This is a genomic window from Streptomyces sp. NPDC026575 (assembly GCF_055567415.1).
In genome coordinates this window covers 232,339-256,715 of record NZ_JBVHQM010000002.1, presented here as the reverse complement: position 1 = coordinate 256,715, position 24,377 = coordinate 232,339, and the positions used below count along the sequence as shown (strand labels likewise).

The window sequence follows — 24,377 nt, the reverse complement described above, 5'->3', positions numbered from 1 at the left end:
CGTAGGGGATCTCCTGCTTTGAGCGGCCCGGCGTCAGGGTTCAAGGGGCGCGGCACCGCCTGCCAGCTGCGGCGCGGGGCGGGGGCGGCGTCGGGGGTGGAACGAGGTCGCGGACGGTCGGGGAGGGCCGGGGTCGAGCTCGGGTCGCGGCCGAGCCAGGATCGAGCCGAGGTCGGGTGCCGGCCGGCGGCGGGCTGGCTCCCTGGTCGGTGCCTGCGCACCTCTTGACTCAGCCGTCGGTCATTGTCACATTCATCAGTGTCAAGTTACGGGTACGTACCGCGATGACCTGCTCACGGACGGACGGTTGGCGATGGCCTCAGTCACCTCAGCGACCTCAGCAGCAGCCGGAGAACTCACCGCTGAGCTAAGGGGGTTCAGAGAGGTCCAGCGGCTCGCCTATGACTGCGCGGAAGCGGTGGCCGCCCAGCTCAAGCCCGGGGTCACCGAGCGCGCGGCGGCGCGGATGCAGCGCGAGTGGCTGCGCGAGCGCGGGGTGCGGGACTGGTTCCATCTGCCGTTCGCCTGGTTCGGCGACCGCACCGCCTTCGTCAACTTCCGCGTACCGCTGCAGTTCTTCCCCACCAACCGCGAGCTGGAACCGGGGATGGCCTTCATCCTCGACATGGCACCGGTACACAACGGCTTCACGGCCGACATCGGCTACTCCGGCTGTCTCGGCCTCAACCCCGTGCACGACCGGCTACTCACCGACCTCGAAGCCCACCGGGAGCTGATCCTGCGCGAAGTGCGCGAGCGACGGCCGCTGCGGGAGATCTATGAGGACGTCGACCGGCTGATGGTGCGGCAGGGGTACGCGAACCGCCACCGCGCCTACCCCTTCGGCGTCATCGCGCACAAGATCGACCGGGTGAGGCAGCGCCGCTGGTCCCCCACCCTCTTCGGGTTCGGCACCCAGTCCCTCAAGGGGCTGGCCTCCGACGCCCTGCACGGCCACCGCGACGGCTGGTCCCCGCTGTGGAGCCCGTACGCCTTCTCCGACCACCCGCCGCAGCCGGGGCTGTGGGCGGTCGAACCACACCTCGGGTTCCGGGGCACGGGCGCGAAGTTCGAGGAGATCCTGGTCGTCACGGACTCCAAGGACCCGCAGGAGAGCGCCTTTTGGCTGGATGACGATCTGCCGCACGTGCGGCGCTGGCAGGAGGAGAAGGCCGCATGAACACGGGACGCGAGCGGAACAAGGGCCGCGGCCAGGGACAGGTCCGGGGGCGTGAAAGCGGCCCCGGGAAGGGCTCGGGGCTCGCCGGGGCGGTGGAGCGCCGGGTACGCACCGGTGGCGTCGAGCTGTGCGTCGCCGAGCTGGGGGATCCGGCGCAGCCCACGGTGATGCTGGTGCACGGCTACCCGGACAGCAAGGAGGTGTGGTCCGAGGTCGCCCGCGGCCTGGCCGACCGCTTCCATGTGGTGCTCTACGACGTCCGGGGCTGCGGCCGGTCCACCGCCCCGAAGCCGCTGCGCGGGGGTTTCACCCTGGAGAAGCTGACGGACGACTTCCTGGCCGTCGCCGATGCCGTCAGCCCCGACCGGCCGGTCCATCTGGTGGGCCACGACTGGGGCTCCGTGCAGGGCTGGGAGTTCGCCACCGTGCGGCGTACGGAGGGCCGGATCGCCTCCTTCACCTCGATGTCGGGACCGTCCCTGGACCACTTCGGTCACTGGATCAAACAGCGGATGGCCCGCCCCACCCCTCGCCGGGCCGCCCAGCTCCTCAACCAGGGCGCCAAGTCCTGGTACGTCTACATGCTGCACACCCCCGTGCTGCCGGAGCTCGCCTGGAAGGGCCCGCTCGGCACACGCTGGCCGCGGATCCTGGAGCGGCTGGAGAAGGTGCCGGGCGGCGACTACCCCACCGCGTCGCTGCCCACCGACGCGGCGCACGGCGCCTGGCTCTACCGCGACAACGTCCGCGCCCGGCTCCGCCGCCCGCGCGCCGACGCCTATGCGCACTGTCCGGTCCAGCTCATCACCCCGACCGGCGACGCATTCCTCTCCCAGCGGCTCTACGACGACCTGGAGCAGTGGGCGCCCCAGCTGGTCCGCCGCACCCTCCCGGCCAAGCACTGGGTCCCCCGCACCCGCCCCGACCAGCTCGTTTCCTGGATCACCGAATTCGTCACCGCCAAGGAGGAGGGTGATCCGGCGAAGCAGGTCGCGGCGTCGGGCACCTACGCCGACCGGTTCGGCGGGCAGCTGGTGCTGGTGACCGGCGCGGCCAGCGGCATCGGCCGGGCGACGGCGTTCGCCTTCGCGGAGGCCGGGGCGCGGATCATCGCCGTCGACCGGGACGCCGAGGGCGCGGCACGGACCGCGGATATGTCCCGGCTGATCGGGGCCCCGCATGCCTGGGCCGAGGTGGTCGACGTCGCGGACGAGGCGGCGATGGAGAAGCTCGCCGACAAGGTCGACGCCGAGTACGGCACCGTCGACGTCCTGGTGAACAACGCCGGCGTCGGCCTGTCCGGCCCCTTCCTGCAGACCAGCGCCGAGGACTGGAAGAAGGTCCTGGACGTCAATCTGTGGGGTGTCATCCACGGCTGTCGGATCTTCGGCAAGCGGATGGCGGACCGCGGGCAGGGCGGCCATATCGTCAACACCGCCTCGGCCGCCGCCTTCCAGCCCTCGAAGATGCTGCCCGCGTACAGCACGTCCAAGGCGGCGGTGCTGATGCTCAGCGAGTGTCTGCGCGCCGAGCTGGCCGGCCAGGGCATCGGCGTCTCGGCCGTCTGCCCCGGGCTGGTGAACACCGGGATCACCGCCAGCGCCCGTTTCGCCGGTGTCTCGGCCGAGGAGGAGAAGCGCCGCCAGGCGAAGGCCGCGCGGATGTACGGGCTGCGCAACTACCCACCGGAGAAGGTCGCCGACGCCATCCTGCGCGCGGTGGTCCGCAACCAGGCGGTGGTGCCGGTCACTCCCGAGGCACGCGGCGCCCATCTGCTGTCCCGCATCGCGCCGGGTGCCCTGCGCGCCCTCGCCCGCTTCGAGCCCCGGCTGTAACAGCGGCCCGCCCGGCCGTGCTCCGGCTCCGCGCCCCGGGGCCGGAGCACGGCCCGAGGCTCGCCGAGGGCCGAGGCCCCACCGAGAACGGACAACTGCGCACGTCAGGAGTCGCGCATGAGCACCTCGCACCCACAGGAGAGCCAGAGACGGAGCCCTGACCAGCACCAGCACCAGCACCAGCACCAGCACCAGCACCAGCACCAGCACCAGCACCACGTGACCATGCCGCGTCCCGTCTCGCGCAACGGACCGTTTCTCACCCGGAGTGAGCGGGGAGCGGACATACCGCGGTATCCGCGACGGTCGTACCATCCCTCGCAGGAAGGGTCGCTGCGCACGGCCGTCGCCCACCTGGCGTCCTCCCTGGCCGCCCCGGCCGCGGCGGATGCGGTGAGCCGCGCGGCCAGCGCGTCACGCGCGGCCATCTCGTGAGGAGCACCGCAGTGACCGAGCAGCCGCCGACGGCCGCACCCCGCACCCCCGAATACCGCATCGAGGACCTGGCCCACATCAGCGGCGCCACGGTCCGTACGATCCGCGCCTACCAGGACCGCGGGCTGCTCCCCCGCCCCGAGCGCCGCGGCCGGGCCAATGTCTACGGCGATGCCCATCTGGCGCGGCTGCGGCAGATCACCGATCTGCTCGACCGCGGCTACACCCTCGCCAGCATCAAGGAGCTCCTTCATGCCTGGGACGCCGGTCTCGACCTCGGCGGGGTGCTGGGGCTGGTCGCCGAGATCGACGGGCCATGGACCGACGAGAAGGCATCCCGCATCAGTCGCGCCGATCTGAACGCCGCCTTCGGCGGGGTCCCCGACGAGGCGGCGGTCGCCGAGGCCGTCGAACTGGGCGTCCTGGAACGAGTCCCCGGCCGGGACGACGAGTTCGTCGTGCCCAGCCCGCAGGAACTCGCCGTCGCCGCCGAACTGCACTCCGCCGGCGTCCCGCTGCCCGCCATCTCGGGTCATCTACGGGAGCTGCGCGGCCAGGTGGAGCACATAGCCGCCCGCTTCCTGGACTTCACCACCGAGCATGTCTTCCAGCCGTTCCTGGACCACCCGCCCACCGACGCCGAGGCGGCGGAGGCCGCCGCCCTGGTACGTCGGCTGCGCCCGCTGGCCCAGCAGACCATCGACGCCGAACTCGCCCGCGCCATGCGTACCTTGGCAACCCGCCATCTGCGCCGTCACCTCAACGGGGCGCTCCTGGAAGCGGAACGGAGGTCCCCCGCGACGCCCGACGTCCGCTCGGTCGCGGACCCCCGTACCGCGACCGACTCGGAGGCCGCCTCGGAGGCGGTGGTGCTGCCCGCCGAGGCGGTGCGGGCCGTGCGGGCCCTGGTGGGCGCCGAGAACACCACCGCGTTCATCGCCGCCGCCGCCCACCGCGAGGTGCAGGCCCGCACCATGGACGCACTGGCCTCCGCCGACTGCCGCACGGACGCCCCCGAGTCCCGCACGGATGCCCCGAAGGCATAGGGACTCCCCGGTCCCCGTTCCCACCCGCTCTTCAGTTGGCAAGGATCAGTCGAGCGCGACCGGTCCGCGCCCCAGGCCGTTCGTCGTACCGACTCCCTCAATCCACGGAATCCGGCAGCCAGTTGCCATGGAAGCCATAGGGCACACGCTGCGGGAGATGGACCGTGGCGACGGGGTCGGCGGATATGTCCTCGGCGTCGAGCACGACCAGATCGCTGGTGTCGGTCGTGGCGTCATAGACGTAAGTGATCAGCCAGCCCGGACCTCCCGGACGGTCGTCCGCTGGGGCGAAGACCGCCTCGCCCGGAGTGCGCCCCGCGGCGAAGTCGTGCCGGACGACCGCTCCGGTCCGCAGGTCGTAGCGGAGCAGGGCGCCGGGTATCTGCCCGCTCCCGGGCCCCTCGGCCGCTATGGCATGGCCGAAGCGGGCCGCCCGCCCGGTGAGTCGGTCGTCGACCCTCGGGAATTCACAGAACTGGTCGTCGAGCTGCTCCTCGCAGACGGTGCCCGCGGCGAGATCGATCGTCCAGCGCCAGAGGCAGGGCGGGGTCCTGCCGCCGACGTCGGCATAGCGGGAGACATGGAGAACGATGCGGTGATCACCGTCGTCGTGGGCGTTCAGCGCGTGGAAGACATAGCAGGGGTCGATGGGCAGCCAGCGGACCTCGCCATAGGGGTCGTCGCGGCGCAGCACGCCCAACCGGGCGCCGTACTCCGGATCCCAGCGGTACGGCATGCCGCGCTGGTTGCGGTCGTGGACGAGCGGCAGGTCCATGAAGATGACATGCGCCTCGGTCAGATGGAAGTCATGCATCATCGTGTGCCCCGGGACATCGATGGGGCGGCTGATCACCAACTCCCCCGACGCATCGGCACGGTGATAGGTGACATAGGGCGGGGTGGGGCTGCCATAGCCGAAGAAATGCAGCTCACCGGTCGTCGGGCAGGTCTTGGGGTGCGCGGTCATCTGGGTGGTGAGCCGGCCGTCGAAGTCATGGACGCCGACGGTCTCCAGCTCGTGGCCGGGGCGGCAGTCGATTTCATAGGGGAACGACGACTCGACTAGTGCGAGCGTACGGCCGGCGTGGCGGACGATGTGGGTATTGGCCACGCCCGCCGTCAGATCGCGGCGGCCCTGCGCGTCGATGACGGGCGCACCGTCGGTGAAGGTGGAGGTGCGCACCCAGCGGTTGCGGTAGGAGACCGCCCGGCCGCCTTCCAGGCGCAGCCCGTGGACCATGCCGTCGCCGAAGAACCAGTGCGGTGAGGCGGCGTCCCGCGGGTTGGGGCCGTTGCGCAGGAACCAGCCGCTGAGCTCGGGCGGGATCGTGCCTGTGACCGGGAGGTCGTAGGCGGTCAGCTCGCCCTTGACCGGCGCGAAGTTGCCGGCCATGTGCGGTGCGGGGGCGGTGGATTCGGTTGCGGTGGTCGGGGGTTTGGTGGTCATGACGCCAGGCCTTCCTGGATGTCGATCCGCCCACCGGACTGCTGCAGGAAGCGAGCCCTGGCGCGCTCCGGGTAGGTGGAGGTGAAGCGGACGGGGAGCACGAATCCGGCGACCTGGATGACGACCGTGAAGGCCGTGTTCAGCTCATAGGCGGAGACGACTGCCTGAGCGGTCGCGGTAAGGGTGAAGGACACCGCCCAGGCCGCCGTCAGCACCACGTTGATACGGCGGAAGAGCGGGGTCTGCCAGACCTCGGGCGGGGCCATACGGCGTGCGATCCCCTGCGTGAAGGGGCGCCGTACCGCGATCGACACCCAGGCGATGAGCGCCAGCCAGCCCATCGAGAGCGAGCTGCCGTACATCTTGAGTCCACTGTCGGGTTGCGCGAAGGCCAGCACGCTGAGGCCCGCGAAGAAGACGATCGTGCCGTACTCCAGCAGGCGGTAGTCCAGCGCCAGGCCGGCGGCGCGGTCGGCTATGAGCAGCACGACCGCGGCCGCCAGGCCCGCCAATGCGCCCCACTGCCAGCCGAACGAGCCCACTCCGGCGAAGACCAGCCATGGGATGAAGCCGCGCAAGTAGTTCATGATTCCCCCGCTTTCGATCGCGGCCGCACGCTTGGAGTCCGTCCGGTCCGCCCACATTCCAACTTCGACATGTCGAATCTAGAAGCTCCACCTTTGACATGTCAAGAGTGGAAGGTAAAGTGCAGGCCATGAGCCTGAGACATGCGGTGCTGGGCCTGCTGGCCGAATCCCCGGCGAGCGGCTACGACCTGATGAAGCTGTTCAACGCCTCGCTCTCGAACGTCTGGCCGGCCACACAGAGTCAGGTGTACGGCGAGCTCACCAAACTCACCACCGCGGGCCTGGTCGAGGTCGCCGCCCACGGCCCCCGCGGCCGCAAGGAGTACGCGATCACCGAGGACGGCCTGGCGGAGCTGCGCCACTGGCTCACCGACGTCCCACCCGGCGGCCCCACGCGCGACGACAGCATGCTGCGCGTCTTCTTCCTCGGCATCGTCACCCCCCTCGAAGCGCAGGCGTATCTGCTCCAGAAGGCCGAGTTCGCCGGCCGCGCGCACGCCACGTACGAGGAGATCGTCGAGAACACCAACTGGGACGAGGAAATGATCTCGGTTCACGGGCGGATCGTCCTGGAGTACGGCCTGCGGATGACGGCGGCCCTGGAGGAGTGGGCCCGCTGGGCGGCCGACGAGGTGACCAGCGCGAAGGCGATAAAGGCGAGCGAACTCGCGCGGGGGAGACACGAGGAGAAGCGGCGCGGCGAAGCCGCCGAAGAGGCGGAGTGACGCCGTCGTCCGGCCGCGAATTCAGGTGCCGCCGTCGCCTGTGCGCGGCACCCTGGAGGCATGGACAACCAGCGCTCCGTGCGCATCTCGAAGTATCTGGCGAAACATCTGCGCCATGAACCGGAGCGGATCGGCATCACCCTCGACGCCCAGGGCTGGGTGCCCGTGAAGGAGCTCATAGCGGCCGCCGCGCGCCATGGATTCCGCTTCTCCCTGGCGGAGTTGGAGTCGGTGGTCGCCGACAACGACAAGCAGCGCTATGCCATGGAGGACGGCCGGATACGCGCCAGCCAGGGCCATTCCGTGCGGGTGGACCTCGATCTGCCGCCGGCCGTGCCGCCTCTGTACCTCTTCCACGGCACGGTGGTCCGCAATGTGGCCGCCATCCGGGACGAGGGGCTGCGGCCGATGTCGCGGCACGCCGTCCACCTCTCGCCCGACCGCGAGACCGCGACCCGCGTGGGTGCGCGGCGCGGCAGGCCCGTCGTCCTGACCGTGGACGCGGCGGCGATGCACCGGGCCGGCCATGTCTTCCAGGTCAGCGCCAACGGCGTCTGGCTCACCAGCCGCGTACCGGCACGGTTCCTGCGTTTTCCGGGCTGAGCCCCGCACACCCCGGCGCCCGGACGCTCACAGCCCCGGCGCACCCCACACCGGGAACCACCGAGCCAGGTCCTTCTCGATCGTCAGATCGTCCCCGAGCATCGCCCGCACCTGCAGCTCCAGCGGGTTGTCACGCCTCTCGCCGCCCTCCTGCTTCGGCGCGAAGGGGTAGAACGTGCCCCGCTTGTAGAGGTAGACCAGCGCCAGCGACCGCTGCCGGGCATCGCGGAAGCCGAGCAACGAGCACAGCAGCTGCGGCCCGAACCCCGCCTCCTCCAGGGAGGTGTTGACCGCGTGCAGGTCGTTGACCAGGCCCGCCACGTCCTGCGGCGAATGCCGTACGAGCAGCCACGTATAGCCGTAGGAGTCCTGCGAGAACTCCACCGACCCGTCCAGCAGAGCCCGCGCCTCCTCCTGGATGCGTGCGAACGCCCCGCCCTCGACGCTCGCGAAGCACACCGATCCGAGACCGGTGGCTTCGAAATCGGCCGCGGCCTGGAGGGTCACCGCGGCCGACGGCAGCGCGAAGAGCTGGTCGAGATCGGGGCGTACCGGCTTGCTGCGGCCGAGGATGGCGTCCAGAAATCCCATGCGCGGCTTACTCCTTTCGCTTCCGGCCCGTCACGGCCGACCCAGCTGCGCCGCGATGCGTCCCAGCTGCTCCAGCCGCGCCTCCAGCGTCGGGTGCGAGGACAGCAGCCGGCTGAAGCTCTCCTTGTTGAACGCCGGGGCGAAGTAGAACGCGTTGAACGGCTGGGCCTTGCGCAGGTCTTCGGTCGGGATCCGCGCGATCTGGCCGGTGACCTTCGTGAGCGCGGCGGCCAGCGCCGACGGCCGGCCGGTCAGCAGCGCGGCGGCCCGGTCGGCGGACAGCTCGCGGTAGCGGGACAGCAGCCGCGTCAGCAGGAAGCTGATCGCGTAGACGGCCACGCTGACGGCGGTGACGATGAGCACGGCGATGGCCGCGTTCTGGTCGCGGTTGTTGCGGCCGACGCCGCTCCACAGGGCGGCCCGGGTGATGATGCCCGCCAGTACGCCGAGGAACGACGCGATGGTCATCACCGCGACATCGCGGTGGGCGACATGGGAGAGCTCATGCGCCAGCACCCCCTCCAGTTCCTCCGGCTCCAGCCGCCGCAGCAGCCCCGTCGTGGCGCAGACCATCGAGTTCTTCTGATTACGGCCCGTCGCGAACGCGTTCGGCACATCCGATTCGGCGATCGCGACCCGCGGCTTGGGCATATCGGCCAGCGCGCACAGCCGGTCGACGGCGCCGTGCAGTTCGGGCGCCTGCTCCGGCGTGACCTCGCGCGCCCCCATGCTGAACGCGGCGATCCGGTCGCTGAACCAGAACTGCGCGACGAACAGGCCGCCCGCGAGCAGCAGCACCACCACCCAGGCGCCCTTGAGCAGCACCACCAGCACACTGACGACCACGACGTACAGCAGTCCGATGAAGAACATCGTCGTGACCATGCGCGAGGTGAGTCCGCGGTCCGGGGCGAATCGGGTCCGTGCCATGGCTCCTCCACAAGCGCCGCACTTCGCGCAGTGCGCCGACACGGTGCGCAGCCCCGCACTGCACACCGTGGTGTCCGTCGCACTACGCCGTTGTCCCGATTCTCCCTCTTCATTGCTATATAGGGAGTAAAGCCGAGGCCAGAGGCGGTCGGGCGCGTCGGGCCGCCCGGAGGGCGCCGACCAGCGCGGCCGCCCTCCTGGCGCCCGGCCCGGGACGGCCTACTTGCGCAGCTGCGCCAGGCCCTCCGTGGCGATCCGCTCGAAGACCGCGGTGTCGGCCTCGAAGACCGAATCGGCGATCGGCCAGTGGACCACCAGCTCGTCGAAGCCCAGCTCGGCATGGCGGCCCGCGAAGTCCACAAAGGCGTCCACGGAGTCCAGCGGACGGTCCGGGGTGAATCCGCTCAGCATGATCTTCTGCAGTTCACCGGCGTCCCTGCCCCGCTCGGCACACGCCTTGGCGAGCCGTTCGACCTGCCCGCGGACCGCTTCCAGCGAGTCGTCCGACGTACCGCCCCCGTTGGAGACCTTGGGGTCGCCGGTGGTCACCCATGCCTGGCCGTACTGGGCGGCCAGCTTGAGCCCGCGCGGCCCGGTGGCCGCCACCGCGAACGGCAGCCGGGGCCGCTGCACGCAACCGGGGATGTTGCGCGCCTCGTCCGCGGAGTAGTGCGTGCCCTCGTAGGAGACGGCGTCCTCGGTCAGCAGGCGGTCCAGAAGCAGCACGAACTCGGCGAAGCGGTCCGCCCGTTCCCGCGGCGACCATGCCTCCTGGCCCAGCGCGGTGGCGTCGAAGCCGTTGCCGCCGGCTCCGATGCCCAGCGTGATCCGGCCCTCGCTGATGTCGTCGAGCGAGATCAGCTCCTTGGCGAGGGTGACCGGGTGCCGGAAGTTCGGCGAGGTGACGAGGGTGCCCAGCCGCATCCGGGAGGTCGCCGCCGCCGCGGCGGTCAGCGTCGGAAGGGCACCGAACCAGGTCTGGTCGCGGAAGGTCCGCCATGAGAGGTGGTCGTAGGTGTAGGCGGCGTGGAAGCCCAGCTCCTCGGCGCGCTGCCACTCCTCCCGCCCACCTTCGGACCAACGGCGGACGGGAAGTATCACGGTGCTCAGTCGCATGCCTCCGAGCGTACGGCGAGCCGCACGCGCTCGGCGATCCGCCTTCTTCGCCACCCGTACCACCCCCGTTCGCCTCCCGCGACCCGGACGTTCCGGGCTCATCCGCGCAACCCACCGCACGCCTGTGCGCGGTGGTACGGGAAGATGGGGCCGTGACTGACGCCCCCGCCACGCCGCCCCGAGCGCCCGGACCAGCCGTTGCGCCCCGGCTGATCGCCACCGACCTCGACGGCACGCTGCTGCATGACGACAAGACGGTCTCCGACCGGACGATCGCCGCGCTCGCCGCAGCCGAGCGGGCCGGTATCGAGGTGTTCTTCGTCACCGGCCGCCCGGCCCGCTGGATGGGCCCGGTCAGCGACCATGTGCACGGTCACGGCCTGGCGATCTGCGCGAACGGCGCGGCCGTCGTCGATCTGCACCGCGGCGGCCGCATCGTCGAGGTCAACCCCCTGGAGCGCACGGCCGCGCTCCAGGTCGTGGACGTGCTGCGCAGCGCCGCGCCCGGCACCTCGTTCGCGGTCGAGCGCACCAGCGGCATCCACTACGAGCCGCAGTATCCGCCGCTGACGCTGGATCCCACCGCGTTCGTCGCGCCGGCGGAGAAGCTGCTGGCCGAGGACTTCGTGGCGCCGCTGGGCGCCACCGACGGCGCCGGCCCCGACTTCCCCGACCAGCCCGTCATCAAGTTGCTCGCGCACCACCCCGAGCTGGAGCCCGACGCCTTCCTGGCGCTGGCCCGCAAGGCCGCCGGCGATCTCGCGTCCTTCACCCGCTCCAGCCCGACCGCCCTGCTGGAGATCAGCGGCTCGGGCGTCAGCAAGGCCGGCACCCTCGCCCACTGCTGCGCCGAGCGCGGCATCACGCCGGACGAGGTCGTCGCCTTCGGGGACATGCCGAACGACATAGAGATGCTGAGCTGGGCCGGCACCTCGTACGCCATGGCCAACGCCCACCCGGAGGTGCTGGCGGCCACCACGCACCGTACGGCGTCCAACAACGACGACGGCGTCGCGATCGTCATCGAGGAGATCCTTCGGGAACGCGGCCGCCGGCCCTGACCTGGCGCGCGCCGGACGGTTTCACGTGAAACATCCCTCGCGTGCAACGACCTCCACGAGGCACGCCGTCACAGCGGCGCCTCCCACGTCACCATCGTCCCGGTCCCGTCCGTACCGAGTCCGGGCCCGTGCGTGCTGGAGCCGCCCAGCGACTCCGCGCGCTTGGCGAGGTTCTTCAGGCCGCTGCGGCGGCCGCCGCCCGGGATGCCGATGCCGTCGTCGGCGACGGTCAGCCGGACCCCTTCCGTGCCGTCCGGCAGTCTGATCGTCGCGTCGACGACGACCTCGATCCGGGATGCCTGAGCGTGCCGGAAGGCGTTCGACAGCGCCTCGCGCAGCGCGGCGATCAGGTTCTTGCCGGTCAGCTCGCCGACCCGGGAGTCGACCGCGCCGACGAAGCTGGCCGACGGCTGGAAGCCGAGCGGTACGGCGGCGGTGCCGATCTCCCGGAGCACACGGGTCCGCAGCCCGGACGGCGCCTCGGCCGGGCCCTGCTGGAGGGCGAAGATCGCGGTCCTGATCTCCTGGATGGTGACGTCCAGCTCGTCGACCGCCTTGCCGACGCCCTGCACCACCTCGGGGACGACGGATCTGCGCTGTGCGCCCTCCAGCATCATGCCCGTCGCGAACAGCCGCTGGATGACGAGATCGTGCAGGTCACGGGCGATCCGGTCGCGGTCCTGATACACCGCGAGGCGCTCACGGTCGCGCTGGGCGTCGGCCAGCACCAGCGCCAGCGCGGCCTGCGCGGCGAACTGGGTGGCCAGGGTCCGCTCGGCGGCGGTGAACGGGCGGGCGCCACGGGACCGCGGGGTGGCCAGCGTGCCGAGCACCCGGCCACCGCTCTTGAGCGGCAGCATCATGCTCGGCCCGAAGCGGGGCGCGATGGCCGTCACCATGCGCGGGTCGGTGGCCGAGTCGTCCACGAACACCGGCTCCCCGGCGAGGAGTTGTTCGACCACCGGGCTGTCGGGCGGGATCTGTGTCCCCATGATCCCGGCGGGCTCGTCGGCGGAGACCGCGACGATCTCCAGACCGCCCTCGTCGTCGGGCAGCAGCACGATGCCGGCCGCCGAGTCCGCCAGCTTCCGCGCCTGCTCGGCGACCACCGCGAGCGCATCGTCGACATCGCTGCCGGCGAGGAGTTCGGTGGTCACCGCCACCGAACCGTCGATCCACCGCTCCCGCTGCCGGGTGGCCGCATGCAGCCGGGCATTGCCGATCGCGATACCGGCCTCGGTGGCGAGCACCCGCACCATGTGCAGGTCCTCCTCGCTGAACTCCCCGCCGCCGCGCTTCTCCGTCAGATAGAGATTGCCGAAGATCTCGCCCTGGACCCGGACCGGCACCCCCAGGAACGTCCGCATCGGCGGATGGCCCGGCGGGAATCCGGCCGAGCGGGAGTCCTGGGTGAGGTCGGCGAGCCGCAGCGGCTTGGGGTCGTGGATGAGCGCCCCGAGCAGGCCCTTGTGCCCGTCGGGCAGCGCACCGATCCGCTTGTGCTCCTCGGCGGTCACGCCGTACGTCACGAAGTCCGACAGCCCCTCGCGGGCGTCGTCGATGATGCCGATGGCGGCGTAGCGGGCGTCGGCGAGCTCGGCGGCGGTCTCCACGATCCGGTCGAGGGTGATGTGCAGATCGAGACCCGCGCCGACGGTGCGCATCGCCTCCAGCAGCTGCGGTACCCGGGCGGTCAGCTCGGAGGACAGCCCCTGGAGGCTGCGGGTGGCCTCGGTGGCGGCGTCCATGGGATCGGGAGCCGGGCTCGCGTCACCGCGCCCGGGACCCAGGGGGTCCGGGGCCGCGGGTCCTGCCGTGGCTGCCATGCCCAAGAGCCTAATAAGGGGACATTTACGGAGCCATTTCTACGGACCCGGCCATCGGCAGGGCCGCGTCGACTGCCCGCTCGCGCTCCAGCATCCGCCGGAACGGCCCGTCGGCCGCCGCCAGCTCCGCGTACCCCCCGCACTGCACGACCCGTCCGCGATCCAGCACCAGCACCTCGTCGACGGCGTCGAGCCCGGTGAGCCGGTGGGTGATCAGCACCGTCGTACGGCCCTCGGTCGCGGCCAGGAGATCGGCGGTCAGCGCATCGGCGGTGGCCAGATCCAGATGCTCGGCGGGCTCGTCCAGCACGAGCACCGGGAAGTCCGCGAGCAGCGCACGGGCCAGGGCCAGCCGCTGCCGCTGGCCACCGGACAGCCGGGCGCCGTGCTCCCCGACCATGGTGTCCAGGCCGTCGGGCAGCCCACGCACCCAGTCGGCGAGCCGCGCCCGGCCGAGGGCGTCCCAGAGGTCCTGGTCATCGGCGTCGCCCGGGTCCGCGCTCCGGTCCCGGCGGGCGAGCCTGAGGTTCTCCCGCAGCGAGCTGTCGAAGAGGTGCGCGTCCTGCGCACACAGCCCCACCAGCCGCCGCACCGCGTCGCCGTCGAGCGTCCGGGCGTCCGTCCCGCCCAGCGTGTACGCCCCCGACTCGGGGTCCAGGAAGCGCAGCAGGACCTGCGCCAGCGTGGTCTTGCCGGAGCCGGACGGGCCGACGACGGCGACCCGGCGACCGGCCGTCAGGGTGAGGCCGACCCCGTCCAGCGCCGGCCGGGCCGATCCGGTGTGGCGGGCGGTCAGATCGCTGACGACCAGCGGGAACGGCGTCTCGGGAGCCGCCGCGGGCGCGGTCGGCTCGTGCACCGGCGCAGGGGCGTCCAGCACCTCGAAGACCCGCTCCGCGGCGTGCCGGGTGCGCTGCCGGTACTGCACCGCCAGCGGCAGCCCGGTCACCGCCTCGAACGCGGCGAGCGGAGTGAGCACGACGACCGCCAGCGCCACCCCGTCCAGTCGGCCCGAGTGCACCGCCTGGACGCCGACGACCGCGGCGGCGGCGACCGTCAGCCCGCACAGCAGTGCCGAGAGCCCGGCGCCGACCCCGGCCACGGCGGCCGAGCGGGAGGCGATCCCGGTCAGCTCGCGGTCCGCGCGCCGCACCGATTCCGTACGGGCCGTGAGCGCACCGGCCACCGTCAACTCGGCGGTCCCGGTGAGCACCTCGACCACCCGGGTGGCGAGCCGGCCCCGAGCAGGCGCCACCCGGCGCTCCGCCCGCCGGGCCAGCGCGCCCGACAGCAGCGGCACCCCCGCGCCCGCGAGCAGCAGCCCGCCGGCGAGGATCGCCCCCGCCTCCGGCAGCAGCCAGCCGGTGAAGCCGACGGCGCCCGCGCCGACCACCACCGCCGCCCCGACGGGCAGCAGCCACCGCAGGAAGTAGTCCTGCACCGCATCGACATCGGCGACCAGCCGCGACAGCAGATCGCCGCGGCTGCGCTCCTTGAGCCCGGCCGGTGCCAGCCGCTCCAGCCGCCGGAAGACGGCGACGCGTACGTCGGCGAGCATCCGGAACACCGCGTCATGGGCGACCAGCCGCTCGGCGTACCGGAAGACCGCGCGCCCGATGCCGAACGCCCTGGTCGCGGTCACCGCCACCATCAGATACAGCACCGGCGGCTGCTGCGCGGCCCGCGAGATCAGCCACCCTGAGGTCGCCATCAGGCCCACCGCGCTGCCCAGCGCCAGGCTGCCGAGCAGCAGCGCCAGCCCGAACCTCGCCCGGCGGGCGCGCGCCATCCGGCGCAGACGGGTCAGCGCGCCACCACGGGCGGCGTCCACCACGGCGTCGCCTGCGTGGGCGGGATCGGCGGTCCCGGCCGGGGCCGCGGCGGAGTCCTCCGTGCCGCCCCGCCCGCGAGCCGCGGCCGCACCCGGCCCCGGCTCCACGGCGGCCGCCGGATCGGGCAGCCGCACGATGCGGTCCGCGACCGCCAGCAGCGCGGGCCGGTGGACCACGAGCAGCACCGTACGGCCGACCGCGAGCCGGCGGACCGCGGCGACGATCGCCTCCTCGGTCTCGCCGTCCAGATTCGCGGTGGGCTCGTCCAGGAGCAGGATCGGACGGTCGGCGAGGAAGGCCCGGGCGAGCGCGAGGCGCTGGCGCTGACCTGCGGAGAGCCCGGCGCCGGATTCGCCGAGCCGGGTCGCCGGGCCGTCGGGCAGCGCGTCGACGAAGTCCAGCGCCCCGGCGTCGGCGAGTGCGGTGCGCACCGCGGCGTCATCCGCGTCCGGCCGCGCCAGCCGTACGTTCTCGGCGATCGAACCGGCGAACAGATGCGGGTGCTGCGGAACCCAGGCGATCCGCTCCCGCCAGCTGTCGGGGGCGAGGGAGGCGATGTCCCGGCCGTCTACCAGGGCCCGGCCCTCGGACGGCTCGGTGAAGCCGAGCAGCACGCTCAGCAGCGTGGTCTTGCCGGCGCCGGAGGGGCCGACCAGCGCGACGGTCTCGCCCGCCCGGACCTCGAACGAGGTCTCGGGCAGGGAGTCGGCGGCCCGCCCGGGGTGGCGGACCACCAGCTCCTCGACGGCGAGGGCGGTGCCCCGAGGGGCGGGCGCGGTGCCCGGCGCCGGCAGCGGCGTCTGCAGCACCTCGAAGATCTCCTCCGCGGCCGCGAGCCCCTCGGCCGCGGCGTGGTACTGCGCGCCCACCTGCCGCAGCGGCAGATACGCCTCGGGCGCCAGGACCAGCACCATCAGCCCGGTATAGAGGTCGAGTTCGCCGTGCACCAGCCGCATCCCGATACCGACCGCGACCAGCGCGACCGAGATGGTGGCGAGGAGCTCCAGCGCGAAGGAGGAGAGGAAGGCGATCCGCAGGGTGCGCAGGGTCGCGCGGCGGTACTCGCTGGTGATGGTGCGGATGGCGGTGGCCTGGGCCTTGGCCCGGCCGAAGACCTTGAGGGTGGGCAGGCCCTCGACGACGTCGAGGAAGTGCCCGGACAGCCGGGCGAGCAGCCGCCACTGGCGGTCCATCCGGGCTTGGGTGGCCCAGCCGATCAGGACCATGAACAGCGGGATCAGCGGCAGGGTGAGGACGATCGTCAGCGCCGAGATCCAGTCGCCGGTGACGATCCGGGCGAGCACCGCGACGGGGACGACGACCGCCAGCCCCAGCTGCGGCAGATAGCGCGCGAAGTAGTCGTCCAGGGCGTCGATGCCACGGGTGGCGAGGGTGGTGAGCTCGCCGGTGCGCAGCTGGGCGGCGCCGGCCCGGGACGGGGTGGAGGCGCCGGGCCCCAGCCGCGCCGCCCGCTCGACCAGCCGCATCCGCAGTTCGGACTTCACGGCCGCGCCGGCGCGGTGCGCGGCCAGCTCGGTGAGCCAGGAGATCAGGCCGCGCCCGACGGAGACCGCGGCCAGCAGCGCCAGAGGTGTGGTCAGGCCGCCGAGATCGAGGTCGTGCTGGAAGGCACCGACCACGATCTCGGCGATCAGCATCGCCTGGCCGACGACCAGGCCCGCTCCGGCCAGCCCGAGTACCACCACCGCGACAAGGAAGCCGCGGGTGGCGCGGGCGTATCGGAGCAGACGCGGGTCGACGGGTTTCACGTGAAACATTCCATCCTGCTGAGGCCGCCCCGAGGGGCGGTGGCTCAGCTAGTGGGCATCGGCGATGTGCTGGGTACCGATTCGCTTGCGGAACACCCAGTACGTCCACCCCTGGTAGAGCATCACGAGGGGCGCGGCGATCACCGCACACCAGGTCAGGATCTTCAGGGTGTAGGGACTGGACGAGGCACTGCTGACCGTGAGGCTCCAGCTCTCGTTCAGCGACGAGGGCATGACGTTCGGGAAGAGCGTCAGGAAGAGCATCGCGACCGCCGCCGCGATGGTGACGCCGGAGAAGGCGAACGCCCAGCCCTCGCGCCCGAGCTTGTTGGCCCCGAGCGCCGCGACCAGGGCGACCACCGCGACGATCATCGCGATCAGGCTGCTGCCATCGCCCTTGTCGGCCTGGGTCCAGCCCAGGAAGCCGACCGCGAGCACCGCGGTGACCAGTCCGAGGACGGTCGCCGTCCGCCGCGCCCGCTCCCGGATGTCACCGACCGTCTTGAGCGAGGCGAACACCGCGCCGTGAAAGGTGAACAGCGACAGCGTGACCAGGCCGCCGAGGATCGCATACGGGTTGAGCAGGTCGAGCAGGCTTCCGACGTACTCCTTGTGCGCATCGATCTTCACGCCGCGCACGATGTTGCCGAACGCGACACCCCACAGCACCGCGGGCAGCAGCGAGGTCCAGAAGATCGCCTGCTCCCAGTTGCGCTGCCAGCGCTCCTCGTTCCGCTTGGCGCGGTACTCGAAGGCGACCCCGCGCACGATCAGGCAGACGAGGATGACCAGCAGCGGGAGGTAGAAGCCGGAGAACAGAGTGGCGTACCACTCGGGGAAGGCGGCGAAGGTCGCACCGGCCGCGGAGAGCAGCCAGACCTCGTTGCCGTCCCAGACCGGCCCGATGGTGTTGATCAGTACGCGCTTCTCGCGGCGGTCGCGGGCGAGGAGCTTGGTCAGGACGCCGATCCCGAAGTCGAACCCTTCGAGGAAGAAGTACCCGGTCCACAGGAAGGCGATAAGGACGAACCAGACGTCGTGGAGTTGCACAGTCGCCTCCTAGTACGAGAAGGCCATCGGCCGGTCGGCGTCGGTGCTGTCGCCGCCGATCTTGGTGGGCGGGTTGAGGTCGGAGTCGGTGAGCTCCTGGGGTCCGGCCTTCACGTACTTCACCAGCAGCTTGACCTCGACCACGGCGAGGATCGCGTAGAGCGTGGTGAAGACGATCATCGAGGTGAGCACCTCGCCCTGCGAGACGCCCGGGGAGACCGCGTCCGAGGTGCGCAGCACGCCGTAGACGACCCAGGGCTGGCGACCCATCTCGGTGAAGATCCAGCCCCACGAGTTGGCTATCAGCGGGAAGCCGAGGGTGACGAAGGCGAGCGACCAGTAGGCCCTGCTCAGCCGGGCACCGAGCACCTTGTTCTTGGTGAGCGCGAGCCGCGGTGGCTCCTCGTCTCCCGTGCGCAGCCCCGGCGCCAGCCAGAACTTCTTACGGGTGAGCCAGAGCCCGGCGAGCCCGATGGCGAACGACGACATACCGAAGCCGATCATCCAGCGGAAGCCCCAGTAGGCGACCGGGATGTTGGGCCGGTAGTCACCGGGCCCGAACTTCTGCTGCTCGGCCCTGTTGACGTCGTTGATGCCCGGGACCGGCGAGGAGAAGTCGTTGTGCGCGAGGAAGGACAGCAGGCCGGGCACCTCGATGGCGACCTTGTTGTGGCCCTTGTCGACGTCGCCGTAGGCGAAGACCGAGAACGGCGCCGGCTTCTCCGTTTCCCACAGCGCCTCGGCGGCGGCCATCTTCATCGGCTGCTGCTTGAACATCACCTTGCCCAGCTCGTCACCGCTGATCGCGGTGAGGATGCCGGCTATGACGAGGGTGATCAGCCCGAGCCGCAGCGATGTCCGCATGACCTTGATGTGCTTCTTGCGCATCAGGTGGAATGCGGAGATGCCGACCATGAACGCGGCGCCGGTCAGGAAGGCCGCGGTCAGCGTGTGGAAGACGACGACCAGGGTGGTGTCCTGGGTCAGCACCTTCCAGAAGTCGGTCAGCTCGGCGCGCCCGTTGGCGGCGTTGTACTTGTAGCCGACCGGATGCTGCATCCAGGAGTTCGCGGCCAGGATGAAGTACGCCGACAGGATCGTGCCGATCGAGACCATCCACATGCAGAAGCAGTGGATCTTCTTCGGCAGCTTGTCCCAGCCGAAGATCCACAGCCCGATGAAGGTGGACTCGAAGAAGAACGCGATGAGCGCCTCGAAGGCCAGTGGGGCACCGAAGACGTCGCCGACGAACCGCGAGTAGTCGGACCAGTTCATACCGAACTGGAACTCCTGGACGATGCCGGTGACGACACCCATCGCGATATTGATCAGAAACAGCTTGCCCCAGAACTTCGTGGCCTTGAGGTACTTCTCCTTGCCCGTTCGTACCCATGCGGTCTCAAGTCCGGCCACCAGAGCGGCGAGGGAGATCGTCAAGGGGACGAACAGGAAGTGGTAGACGGTCGTGATGCCGAATTGCCACCGCGCCAGTGTCTCTGGCGCCAACGCCAGTTCCACGCCTTGCTCTCCTTACGTCGCCATTACCCCAGGGGGCAATGTCCCTTTTGCGTCACATAAAGCGGTACATACCGGGACGGGCTTGTGAACGCGTTCACATTCACAAGCAATTATCTCCCATGGCCGAATCGCCGTGCCTATGGGGGGTACGTGACCGCGGTCACGCTCGATTCCATGGCGTATGAACGCTTCCACCGAGCCCGCCGGGCGCGCCCGCGCACCCTCTTCCGCAGAGCTTCAACATATTGTTGAATTCGTGGCCATGAAGATCCGTATCACCTGGCCCGCAGGGCACTTGACCGCCACCCTCGACGACACCCCGACCGCCGCGGCACTCGTCGCCGCACTGCCGGTCGACTCCACCGCCCACACCTGGGGCGAGGAGGTCTACTTCGACACCGGGCTCACCCCCGCGCTGGAGGCCGACGCCCGCCAGGTCGTCGAGCCCGGCACGGTCGCCTTCTGGCCGCCGGGCAACGCCCTCGCACTGCCCTACGGCCCCACGCCGATATCCGAGGGGGACAAACCGCGCCTCGCCTCCCCCTGCAATGTGCTGGGCCGTATCGACGGCGACCCCCGCGCACTGGCCACCGTCCGCAGCGGCGACCCCATCCACGTGCAAAAAGCCTGAGGCCGCAGGTCACCGGACCCACGGCCTCCCGAAAAGCGCTACAACGACTTACAGCGCCTTGCGAAACTCCTCCGCGGCCTGCAGGAACAGGTCCATCGCCGGCTTCTCCCCGATCGTGACCCGCACACCCTCGCCGGGGAACGGGCGCACGACCACTCCGGCCCGCTCACAGGCCGCCGCGAAGTCGGTCGTACGGTCCCCCAGCCGCAGCCAGACGAAGTTGGCCTGCGTCTCGGGGACCGTCCAGCCCTGCCCGAGCAGCCCGTCGACCACCCGCGCGCGGTCGGCGACCAGGGCATCGACCCGCTCCATCAGGGCCTGCTCGCTGCGCAGCGACGCCACCGCCGCCTCCTGCGCGAGCTGGCTCACCCCGAACGGCACCGCCGTCTTGCGCAGCGCGGCGGCCACCGGCTCGTGCGCCACCGCGAAGCCGACCCGCAGCCCCGCCAGGCCGTACGCCTTGGAGAAGGTGCGCAGCACACAGACGTTGGGGCGGTCGCGGTAGAGGTCGATACCGTCCGGCACCTCGGCGTCGCGGATGAACTCGCGGTACGCCTCGTCCAGCACCACCAGCACATCGCTCGGCACCCGGTCCAGGAAGGACTCCAGCTCGGCACGGCGCACGACGGTGCCCGTGGGGTTGTTGGGGTTGCAGACGAAGATCAGCCGGGTCCGGTCGGTGATCGCCGCGAGCATCGCGTCCAGGTCGTGCACCTCGCCGGAGGTCAGCGGGACCTGCACCGAGGTGGCACCGGAGACCTGCGTGACGATCGGGTACGCCTCGAACGACCGCCAGGCGTAGATCACTTCATCGCCGGGCCCGGCCGTCGCCTGGACCAGCTGCTGGGCCACGCCCACCGATCCGGTCCCGGTCGCCAGATGCTCCACCGGCACCGAGAACCGCTCGGACAGCTCCGCCATCAGGCCCGTGCAGGCCATGTCCGGGTAGCGGTTGAAGGAACCGGCGGCGGTCACCGCCTGCTCCAGGACGCCCGGCAGCGGCGGATAGGGGTTCTCGTTGGAGGACAGCTTGTACGCCACCGGGCCACCGGTCGCCGCCGGCCGGCCCGGCTTGTAGGTGGGGATACCGTCCAGCGCAGCGCGCAGCTTCGGGGTCTTCTCGCTCACCGCAGGTCCTCCTCGACCGTCCCGCTCCTCTTCAATACTGCACACCTTATGAGGATTGGCCCGTTCGACGTCAGCCCCAACCGTGGCCGGATCGCCGCCCGCCCCCGGCCCGGCCGCTCGGCGCGACCCCGCGCACGACCTCGGGGGCGCGCTCCCCGAACGACCGCGCGCCGGTGGCTCGCGCCGTGGCGCGCATCCCTCGTCAAGGTGACTTGAGACCTCTTCGAGACCTGAACCGATCGCCAGGCAAGGGCGTCAGATCTCCCCTCGAATGACCGTCGATGGCACCAACTTCCTTTGTTTTATAGGTAGTTGACAGTTCATCACCATGCAGAAACGTGCCTTTCCAGCGCCTTCGTTCGAGCCCCGCGATTGGCCCTATCGAGCCCTACTATCGGCTCGCCATGACAGCAGCAGGGAAGCACCAGGTGAGCCGGTCGACCGGTCGCCGGCTGGGGCGGGCGGGCATCCGGGACGTGGCCGCCGCAGCCGGTGTGTCGATCACGACCGTCTCCGACGCGCTCAACGGCAAGGGCCGGCTTCCGGATGCCACCCGTAGCCACGTCCGCGAGGTGGCCGACCGGCTGGGCTACCGCCCGTCCGCAGCCGCCCGCACGCTCCGTACCGGCAAGTCAGGGCTCCTCGGCCTCACCGTCACCACGTACGGGGATGAACCTTTCACCTTCACCGAATTCGCGTACTTCGCGGAGATGGCCAGAGCCGCCACCTCCGCGGCCCTGGCCCGCGGATACGCGCTGGTCATCCTCCCCGCGACCTCCCGCCACGACGTGTGGTCGAACGTCGCCCTGGACGGCACGGTCGTCATCGACCCCGCCGACGGGGACCCCGTCGTCACCGAACTCGTCCGGCACGGCATCCCGGTCGTCTCCGACGGCCGACCCGGCGGCACCCTGCCGGTCACCGGCTGGGTCGACAACGATCACGAGGCCGCCGTCCTCGGGCTGCTCGACCATCTCGCCGACGCCGGCGCCCGCCGCATCGGCCTGCTCACGGGCACCACCACCGACACCTACACCCGGCTGTCGACGACCGCCTATCTGAGCTGGTGCGAGCGTGTCGGCCAGGACCCGGTCTACGAGTCCTACCCGGCGCACGACCCGTGCGCGGGCGCCGTCGCCGCCGACCGGCTGCTGGCCCGCCCGGACCGGCCGGACGCCGTCTACGGGCTCTTCGACCCCAACGGCACCGACCTGCTCGCCGCGGCCCGGCGCTACGGCCTGCGGGTGCCGGAGGACCTGCTGCTGGTCTGCTGCAGCGAGTCCACCGTCTACGCCACCACCGAGCCGCCCATCACCACCCTGTCCCTCAAGCCGCGCCGCATCGGCACCGCCGTCGTCCAGATCCTCATCGACGCCATCGAGGGACTCGACAACGGGCGGCCCATCGAACAGGTGATACCGACCGATCTGATCGTGCGGACCTCGTCCCAGCGACGGTCCCCCAGGACGACGGTCAGCCCGCCGCGCAAACCCGCCGGCGACTGAACGTGCCGCCATATACGGACGAGCGGGCGTTCCGGCCAATACCGGGCGCCCTCGTCGGCCAGGAAAAAACTGGGCGATCATGGGAGAAATCAGCCGCGAATGCCGGGCTGCGCCGGATTGACCACCCCCGGGTGCGTCGCAACCCGCGATCGGCATTCCTATGATGGGCGGACGACACCGCGGACCGCCGTCGACCAGGCAAAGGTCCGAGAGGTGCACGGCGGCGCAACGGTGGAGGGGTCGATGACTCAGGGGGCCAGTCAGGGACCCATGGTGTGGACCATGGGGGGACAAACTCCGGAGTCCGCTCCGTTGCCCGGAATGCCCTCCGGCATGTCCGCCGGATCACCCGTCCCGCCTGCCGGTCCGCCGGCCGCGCCCCCCGCGGTGCCGCCCGCGGCCCAGCCGGTCGAGCTGCCCGAGGAGTACACCCCGACCGCGCGCGATCTGCCGGTCATCACCCCGGGCCGCACGGACACCCTCATCGACCACCCGGCCGTCGTCCCGGCGCCCGAGACGGCCGACGACGCCGACGCGCCCGAGGGCATGGGCCCCCTGTACGTCGTCGGCGATGTGCACGGCTACTACGACGAGCTGCGCGAGGCGCTGGCCGCCGAGGGCCTGATCGACGCCGACGGCAACTGGGCGGCCGGCAACGCCCGGCTCTGGTTCCTCGGCGACTTCACCGACCGCGGCCCGGACGGCATCGGCGTGATCGACCTGGTCATGCAGCTCTCCGCCCAGGCCGCGGCGGCCGGCGGCTACTGCAAGGCCCTGATGGGCAACCACGAGCTCCTGCTGCTCGGCGCCAAGCGGTTCGGCGACACACCCGTCCAGTCCGGCGCCGGCACCGCCTCCTTCCAGGCGGCCTGGCTCCTGAACGGCGGCCAGAAGACCGATATGGACCGGCTGCAGGACCACCACCTCCAGTGGATGGCCCGGCTGGACGCCGTGATGGAGGAGGACGGGCATCTGCTCGTGCACTCCGACACCACCGCCTACCTCGACTACGGCGACTCCATCGAGGCCGTCAACGACAACGTCCACGACGTGCTCACCCGCAGCGAGGCCGACGAAGTCTGGGACCTGTTCCGCAAGTTCACCAAGCGCTTCGCCTTCCGCGACGAGTCCGGCTCGCAGGCCGTACGCGAACTCCTGGACGCCTACGGCGGCGACCGCGTCGTCCACGGCCACAGCCCGATCCCGTACCTGCTGGGCGAGGTCGGCACGGAGGACGGCGAGAACGACGGCATCGCCGTCGACGGTCCGCATGTCTACGCCGACGGTCTGGCGATCGCCATGGACGGCGGCATCACGATGGCCGGAAAGCTGCTGGTCGTTCAACTTCCGCTGACTGGCTGAGCGTTCCGGGGGCAGGTGTACGTCAGGTCTGGCGGCTGGTCGGCCGGGTCGGAATCGGGGGGCGGCACAGGCGGAATCCGGTCGGGGCATTACTCAAATTCCGCAAACTCTCTGTCACCCCATGCCGGAGTCGCTCTACCATCGGGCTATCCGTAGCAGGCTCTCCTCCGTTTCCGCCCACTGCCCGGCCAACGCCGGCC

20 protein-coding genes are annotated in these 24,377 nt (G+C 71.1%); 10 read left to right on the top strand and 10 right to left on the bottom strand.

Translation table 11 applies throughout. The annotated features are described in order from the left end of the window. Positions 1-313: 313 nt before the first annotated feature. The 4 genes from ACZ4NB_RS03495 to ACZ4NB_RS03480 all read left to right on the top strand — a co-directional run bounded on the left by ACZ4NB_RS03495 (position 314) and on the right by ACZ4NB_RS03480 (position 4,496). A complete protein-coding gene (locus tag ACZ4NB_RS03495; RefSeq protein ID WP_467657995.1) occupies positions 314-1,180 on the top strand; it encodes a M24 family metallopeptidase in 867 nt (288 codons plus the stop codon). Beyond that, the gene (locus ACZ4NB_RS03490; RefSeq protein WP_467657993.1) at positions 1,177-3,015 is read left to right on the top strand and encodes an SDR family oxidoreductase; all 1,839 of its coding nucleotides are present in this window, start codon (positions 1,177-1,179) and stop codon (positions 3,013-3,015) included. The genes ACZ4NB_RS03495 and ACZ4NB_RS03490 overlap by 4 nt, the downstream gene beginning before the upstream one ends. 117 nt (positions 3,016-3,132) lie before the next feature. After that, positions 3,133-3,450, top strand: coding sequence for a hypothetical protein (locus ACZ4NB_RS03485; RefSeq protein WP_467658234.1), 318 nt, complete (start codon positions 3,133-3,135; stop codon positions 3,448-3,450). An 11-nt stretch (positions 3,451-3,461) separates the two neighbouring features. Beyond that, on the top strand, positions 3,462-4,496 hold the full coding sequence (locus tag ACZ4NB_RS03480; protein ID WP_467657992.1) for a MerR family transcriptional regulator: 1,035 nt from the start codon (positions 3,462-3,464) through the stop codon (positions 4,494-4,496). Positions 4,497-4,593: 97 nt separating this feature from the next. Here the strand turns inward: ACZ4NB_RS03480 and ACZ4NB_RS03475 are convergent, their stop codons facing one another. Beyond that, the gene (locus ACZ4NB_RS03475; RefSeq protein ID WP_467657990.1) at positions 4,594-5,943 is read right to left on the bottom strand and encodes a carotenoid oxygenase family protein; all 1,350 of its coding nucleotides are present in this window, start codon (positions 5,941-5,943) and stop codon (positions 4,594-4,596) included. Then, the gene (locus ACZ4NB_RS03470; protein WP_467657989.1) at positions 5,940-6,530 is read right to left on the bottom strand and encodes a hypothetical protein; all 591 of its coding nucleotides are present in this window, start codon (positions 6,528-6,530) and stop codon (positions 5,940-5,942) included. The genes ACZ4NB_RS03475 and ACZ4NB_RS03470 overlap by 4 nt, the downstream gene beginning before the upstream one ends. A 128-nt stretch (positions 6,531-6,658) precedes the next feature. On the opposite strand from ACZ4NB_RS03470, the gene ACZ4NB_RS03465 reads away from it, so the two are divergent. Further along, positions 6,659-7,255 (top strand): PadR family transcriptional regulator, encoded by a 597-nt coding sequence (locus tag ACZ4NB_RS03465; RefSeq protein ID WP_467657988.1) that lies wholly within the window; start codon positions 6,659-6,661, stop codon positions 7,253-7,255. A gap of 60 nt (positions 7,256-7,315) precedes the next feature. Beyond that, positions 7,316-7,858 carry an RNA 2'-phosphotransferase gene (locus ACZ4NB_RS03460; RefSeq protein ID WP_467657987.1) on the top strand — a complete coding sequence of 181 codons (543 nt, stop codon included), beginning with the start codon at positions 7,316-7,318 and terminating at the stop codon, positions 7,856-7,858. Between the two features lie 27 nt (positions 7,859-7,885). On the opposite strand, the gene pspAB is transcribed toward ACZ4NB_RS03460, so the two are convergent. The 3 genes from pspAB to ACZ4NB_RS03445 all read right to left on the bottom strand — a co-directional run bounded on the left by pspAB (position 7,886) and on the right by ACZ4NB_RS03445 (position 10,495). Beyond that, on the bottom strand, positions 7,886-8,449 hold the full coding sequence (pspAB, locus tag ACZ4NB_RS03455) for a PspA-associated protein PspAB (protein WP_467657986.1): 564 nt from the start codon (positions 8,447-8,449) through the stop codon (positions 7,886-7,888). Positions 8,450-8,479: 30 nt separating this feature from the next. Further along, on the bottom strand, positions 8,480-9,379 hold the full coding sequence (htpX, locus tag ACZ4NB_RS03450) for a zinc metalloprotease HtpX (protein ID WP_467657984.1): 900 nt from the start codon (positions 9,377-9,379) through the stop codon (positions 8,480-8,482). Positions 9,380-9,598: 219 nt separating this feature from the next. Next, a complete protein-coding gene (locus ACZ4NB_RS03445; RefSeq protein ID WP_467657983.1) occupies positions 9,599-10,495 on the bottom strand; it encodes an LLM class flavin-dependent oxidoreductase in 897 nt (298 codons plus the stop codon). Between the two features lie 152 nt (positions 10,496-10,647). On the opposite strand from ACZ4NB_RS03445, the gene ACZ4NB_RS03440 reads away from it, so the two are divergent. Next, a complete protein-coding gene (locus ACZ4NB_RS03440) occupies positions 10,648-11,556 on the top strand; it encodes an HAD family hydrolase (protein WP_467657981.1) in 909 nt (302 codons plus the stop codon). A 68-nt stretch (positions 11,557-11,624) separates the two neighbouring features. Here ACZ4NB_RS03440 and ACZ4NB_RS03435 read toward each other — a convergent pair whose 3' ends face one another. The 4 genes from ACZ4NB_RS03435 to ACZ4NB_RS03420 form a co-directional block, all read right to left on the bottom strand. Next, on the bottom strand, positions 11,625-13,304 hold the full coding sequence (locus ACZ4NB_RS03435) for a GAF domain-containing sensor histidine kinase (protein WP_467658220.1): 1,680 nt from the start codon (positions 13,302-13,304) through the stop codon (positions 11,625-11,627). Positions 13,305-13,407: 103 nt separating this feature from the next. Further along, a complete protein-coding gene (gene cydD / locus ACZ4NB_RS03430) occupies positions 13,408-16,992 on the bottom strand; it encodes a thiol reductant ABC exporter subunit CydD (protein ID WP_467657980.1) in 3,585 nt (1,194 codons plus the stop codon). Between the two features lie 39 nt (positions 16,993-17,031). Beyond that, positions 17,032-18,033, bottom strand: coding sequence for a cytochrome d ubiquinol oxidase subunit II (gene cydB, locus ACZ4NB_RS03425; protein WP_467657979.1), 1,002 nt, complete (start codon positions 18,031-18,033; stop codon positions 17,032-17,034). Positions 18,034-18,042: 9 nt separating this feature from the next. Then, positions 18,043-19,551, bottom strand: coding sequence for a cytochrome ubiquinol oxidase subunit I (locus ACZ4NB_RS03420; RefSeq protein ID WP_467657977.1), 1,509 nt, complete (start codon positions 19,549-19,551; stop codon positions 18,043-18,045). A gap of 262 nt (positions 19,552-19,813) precedes the next feature. Between ACZ4NB_RS03420 and ACZ4NB_RS03415 the strand changes: the two genes are divergently transcribed. After that, complete coding sequence (locus ACZ4NB_RS03415) at positions 19,814-20,182, top strand: cyclophilin-like fold protein (RefSeq protein WP_467658219.1); 369 nt, start codon at positions 19,814-19,816, stop codon at positions 20,180-20,182. A 48-nt stretch (positions 20,183-20,230) separates the two neighbouring features. On the opposite strand, the gene hisC is transcribed toward ACZ4NB_RS03415, so the two are convergent. Continuing rightward, complete coding sequence (gene hisC, locus ACZ4NB_RS03410; protein ID WP_467657976.1) at positions 20,231-21,310, bottom strand: histidinol-phosphate transaminase; 1,080 nt, start codon at positions 21,308-21,310, stop codon at positions 20,231-20,233. A gap of 404 nt (positions 21,311-21,714) precedes the next feature. Here hisC and ACZ4NB_RS03405 point away from each other — a divergent pair, with 404 nt between their 5' ends. Then, entirely contained in the window at positions 21,715-22,815 is a 1,101-nt protein-coding gene (locus ACZ4NB_RS03405; protein ID WP_430977700.1) for a LacI family DNA-binding transcriptional regulator, read from the top strand. 321 nt (positions 22,816-23,136) lie between these two features. Further along, positions 23,137-24,177, top strand: coding sequence for a metallophosphoesterase (locus ACZ4NB_RS03400; protein WP_467658218.1), 1,041 nt, complete (start codon positions 23,137-23,139; stop codon positions 24,175-24,177). Positions 24,178-24,377 lie beyond the last annotated feature (200 nt).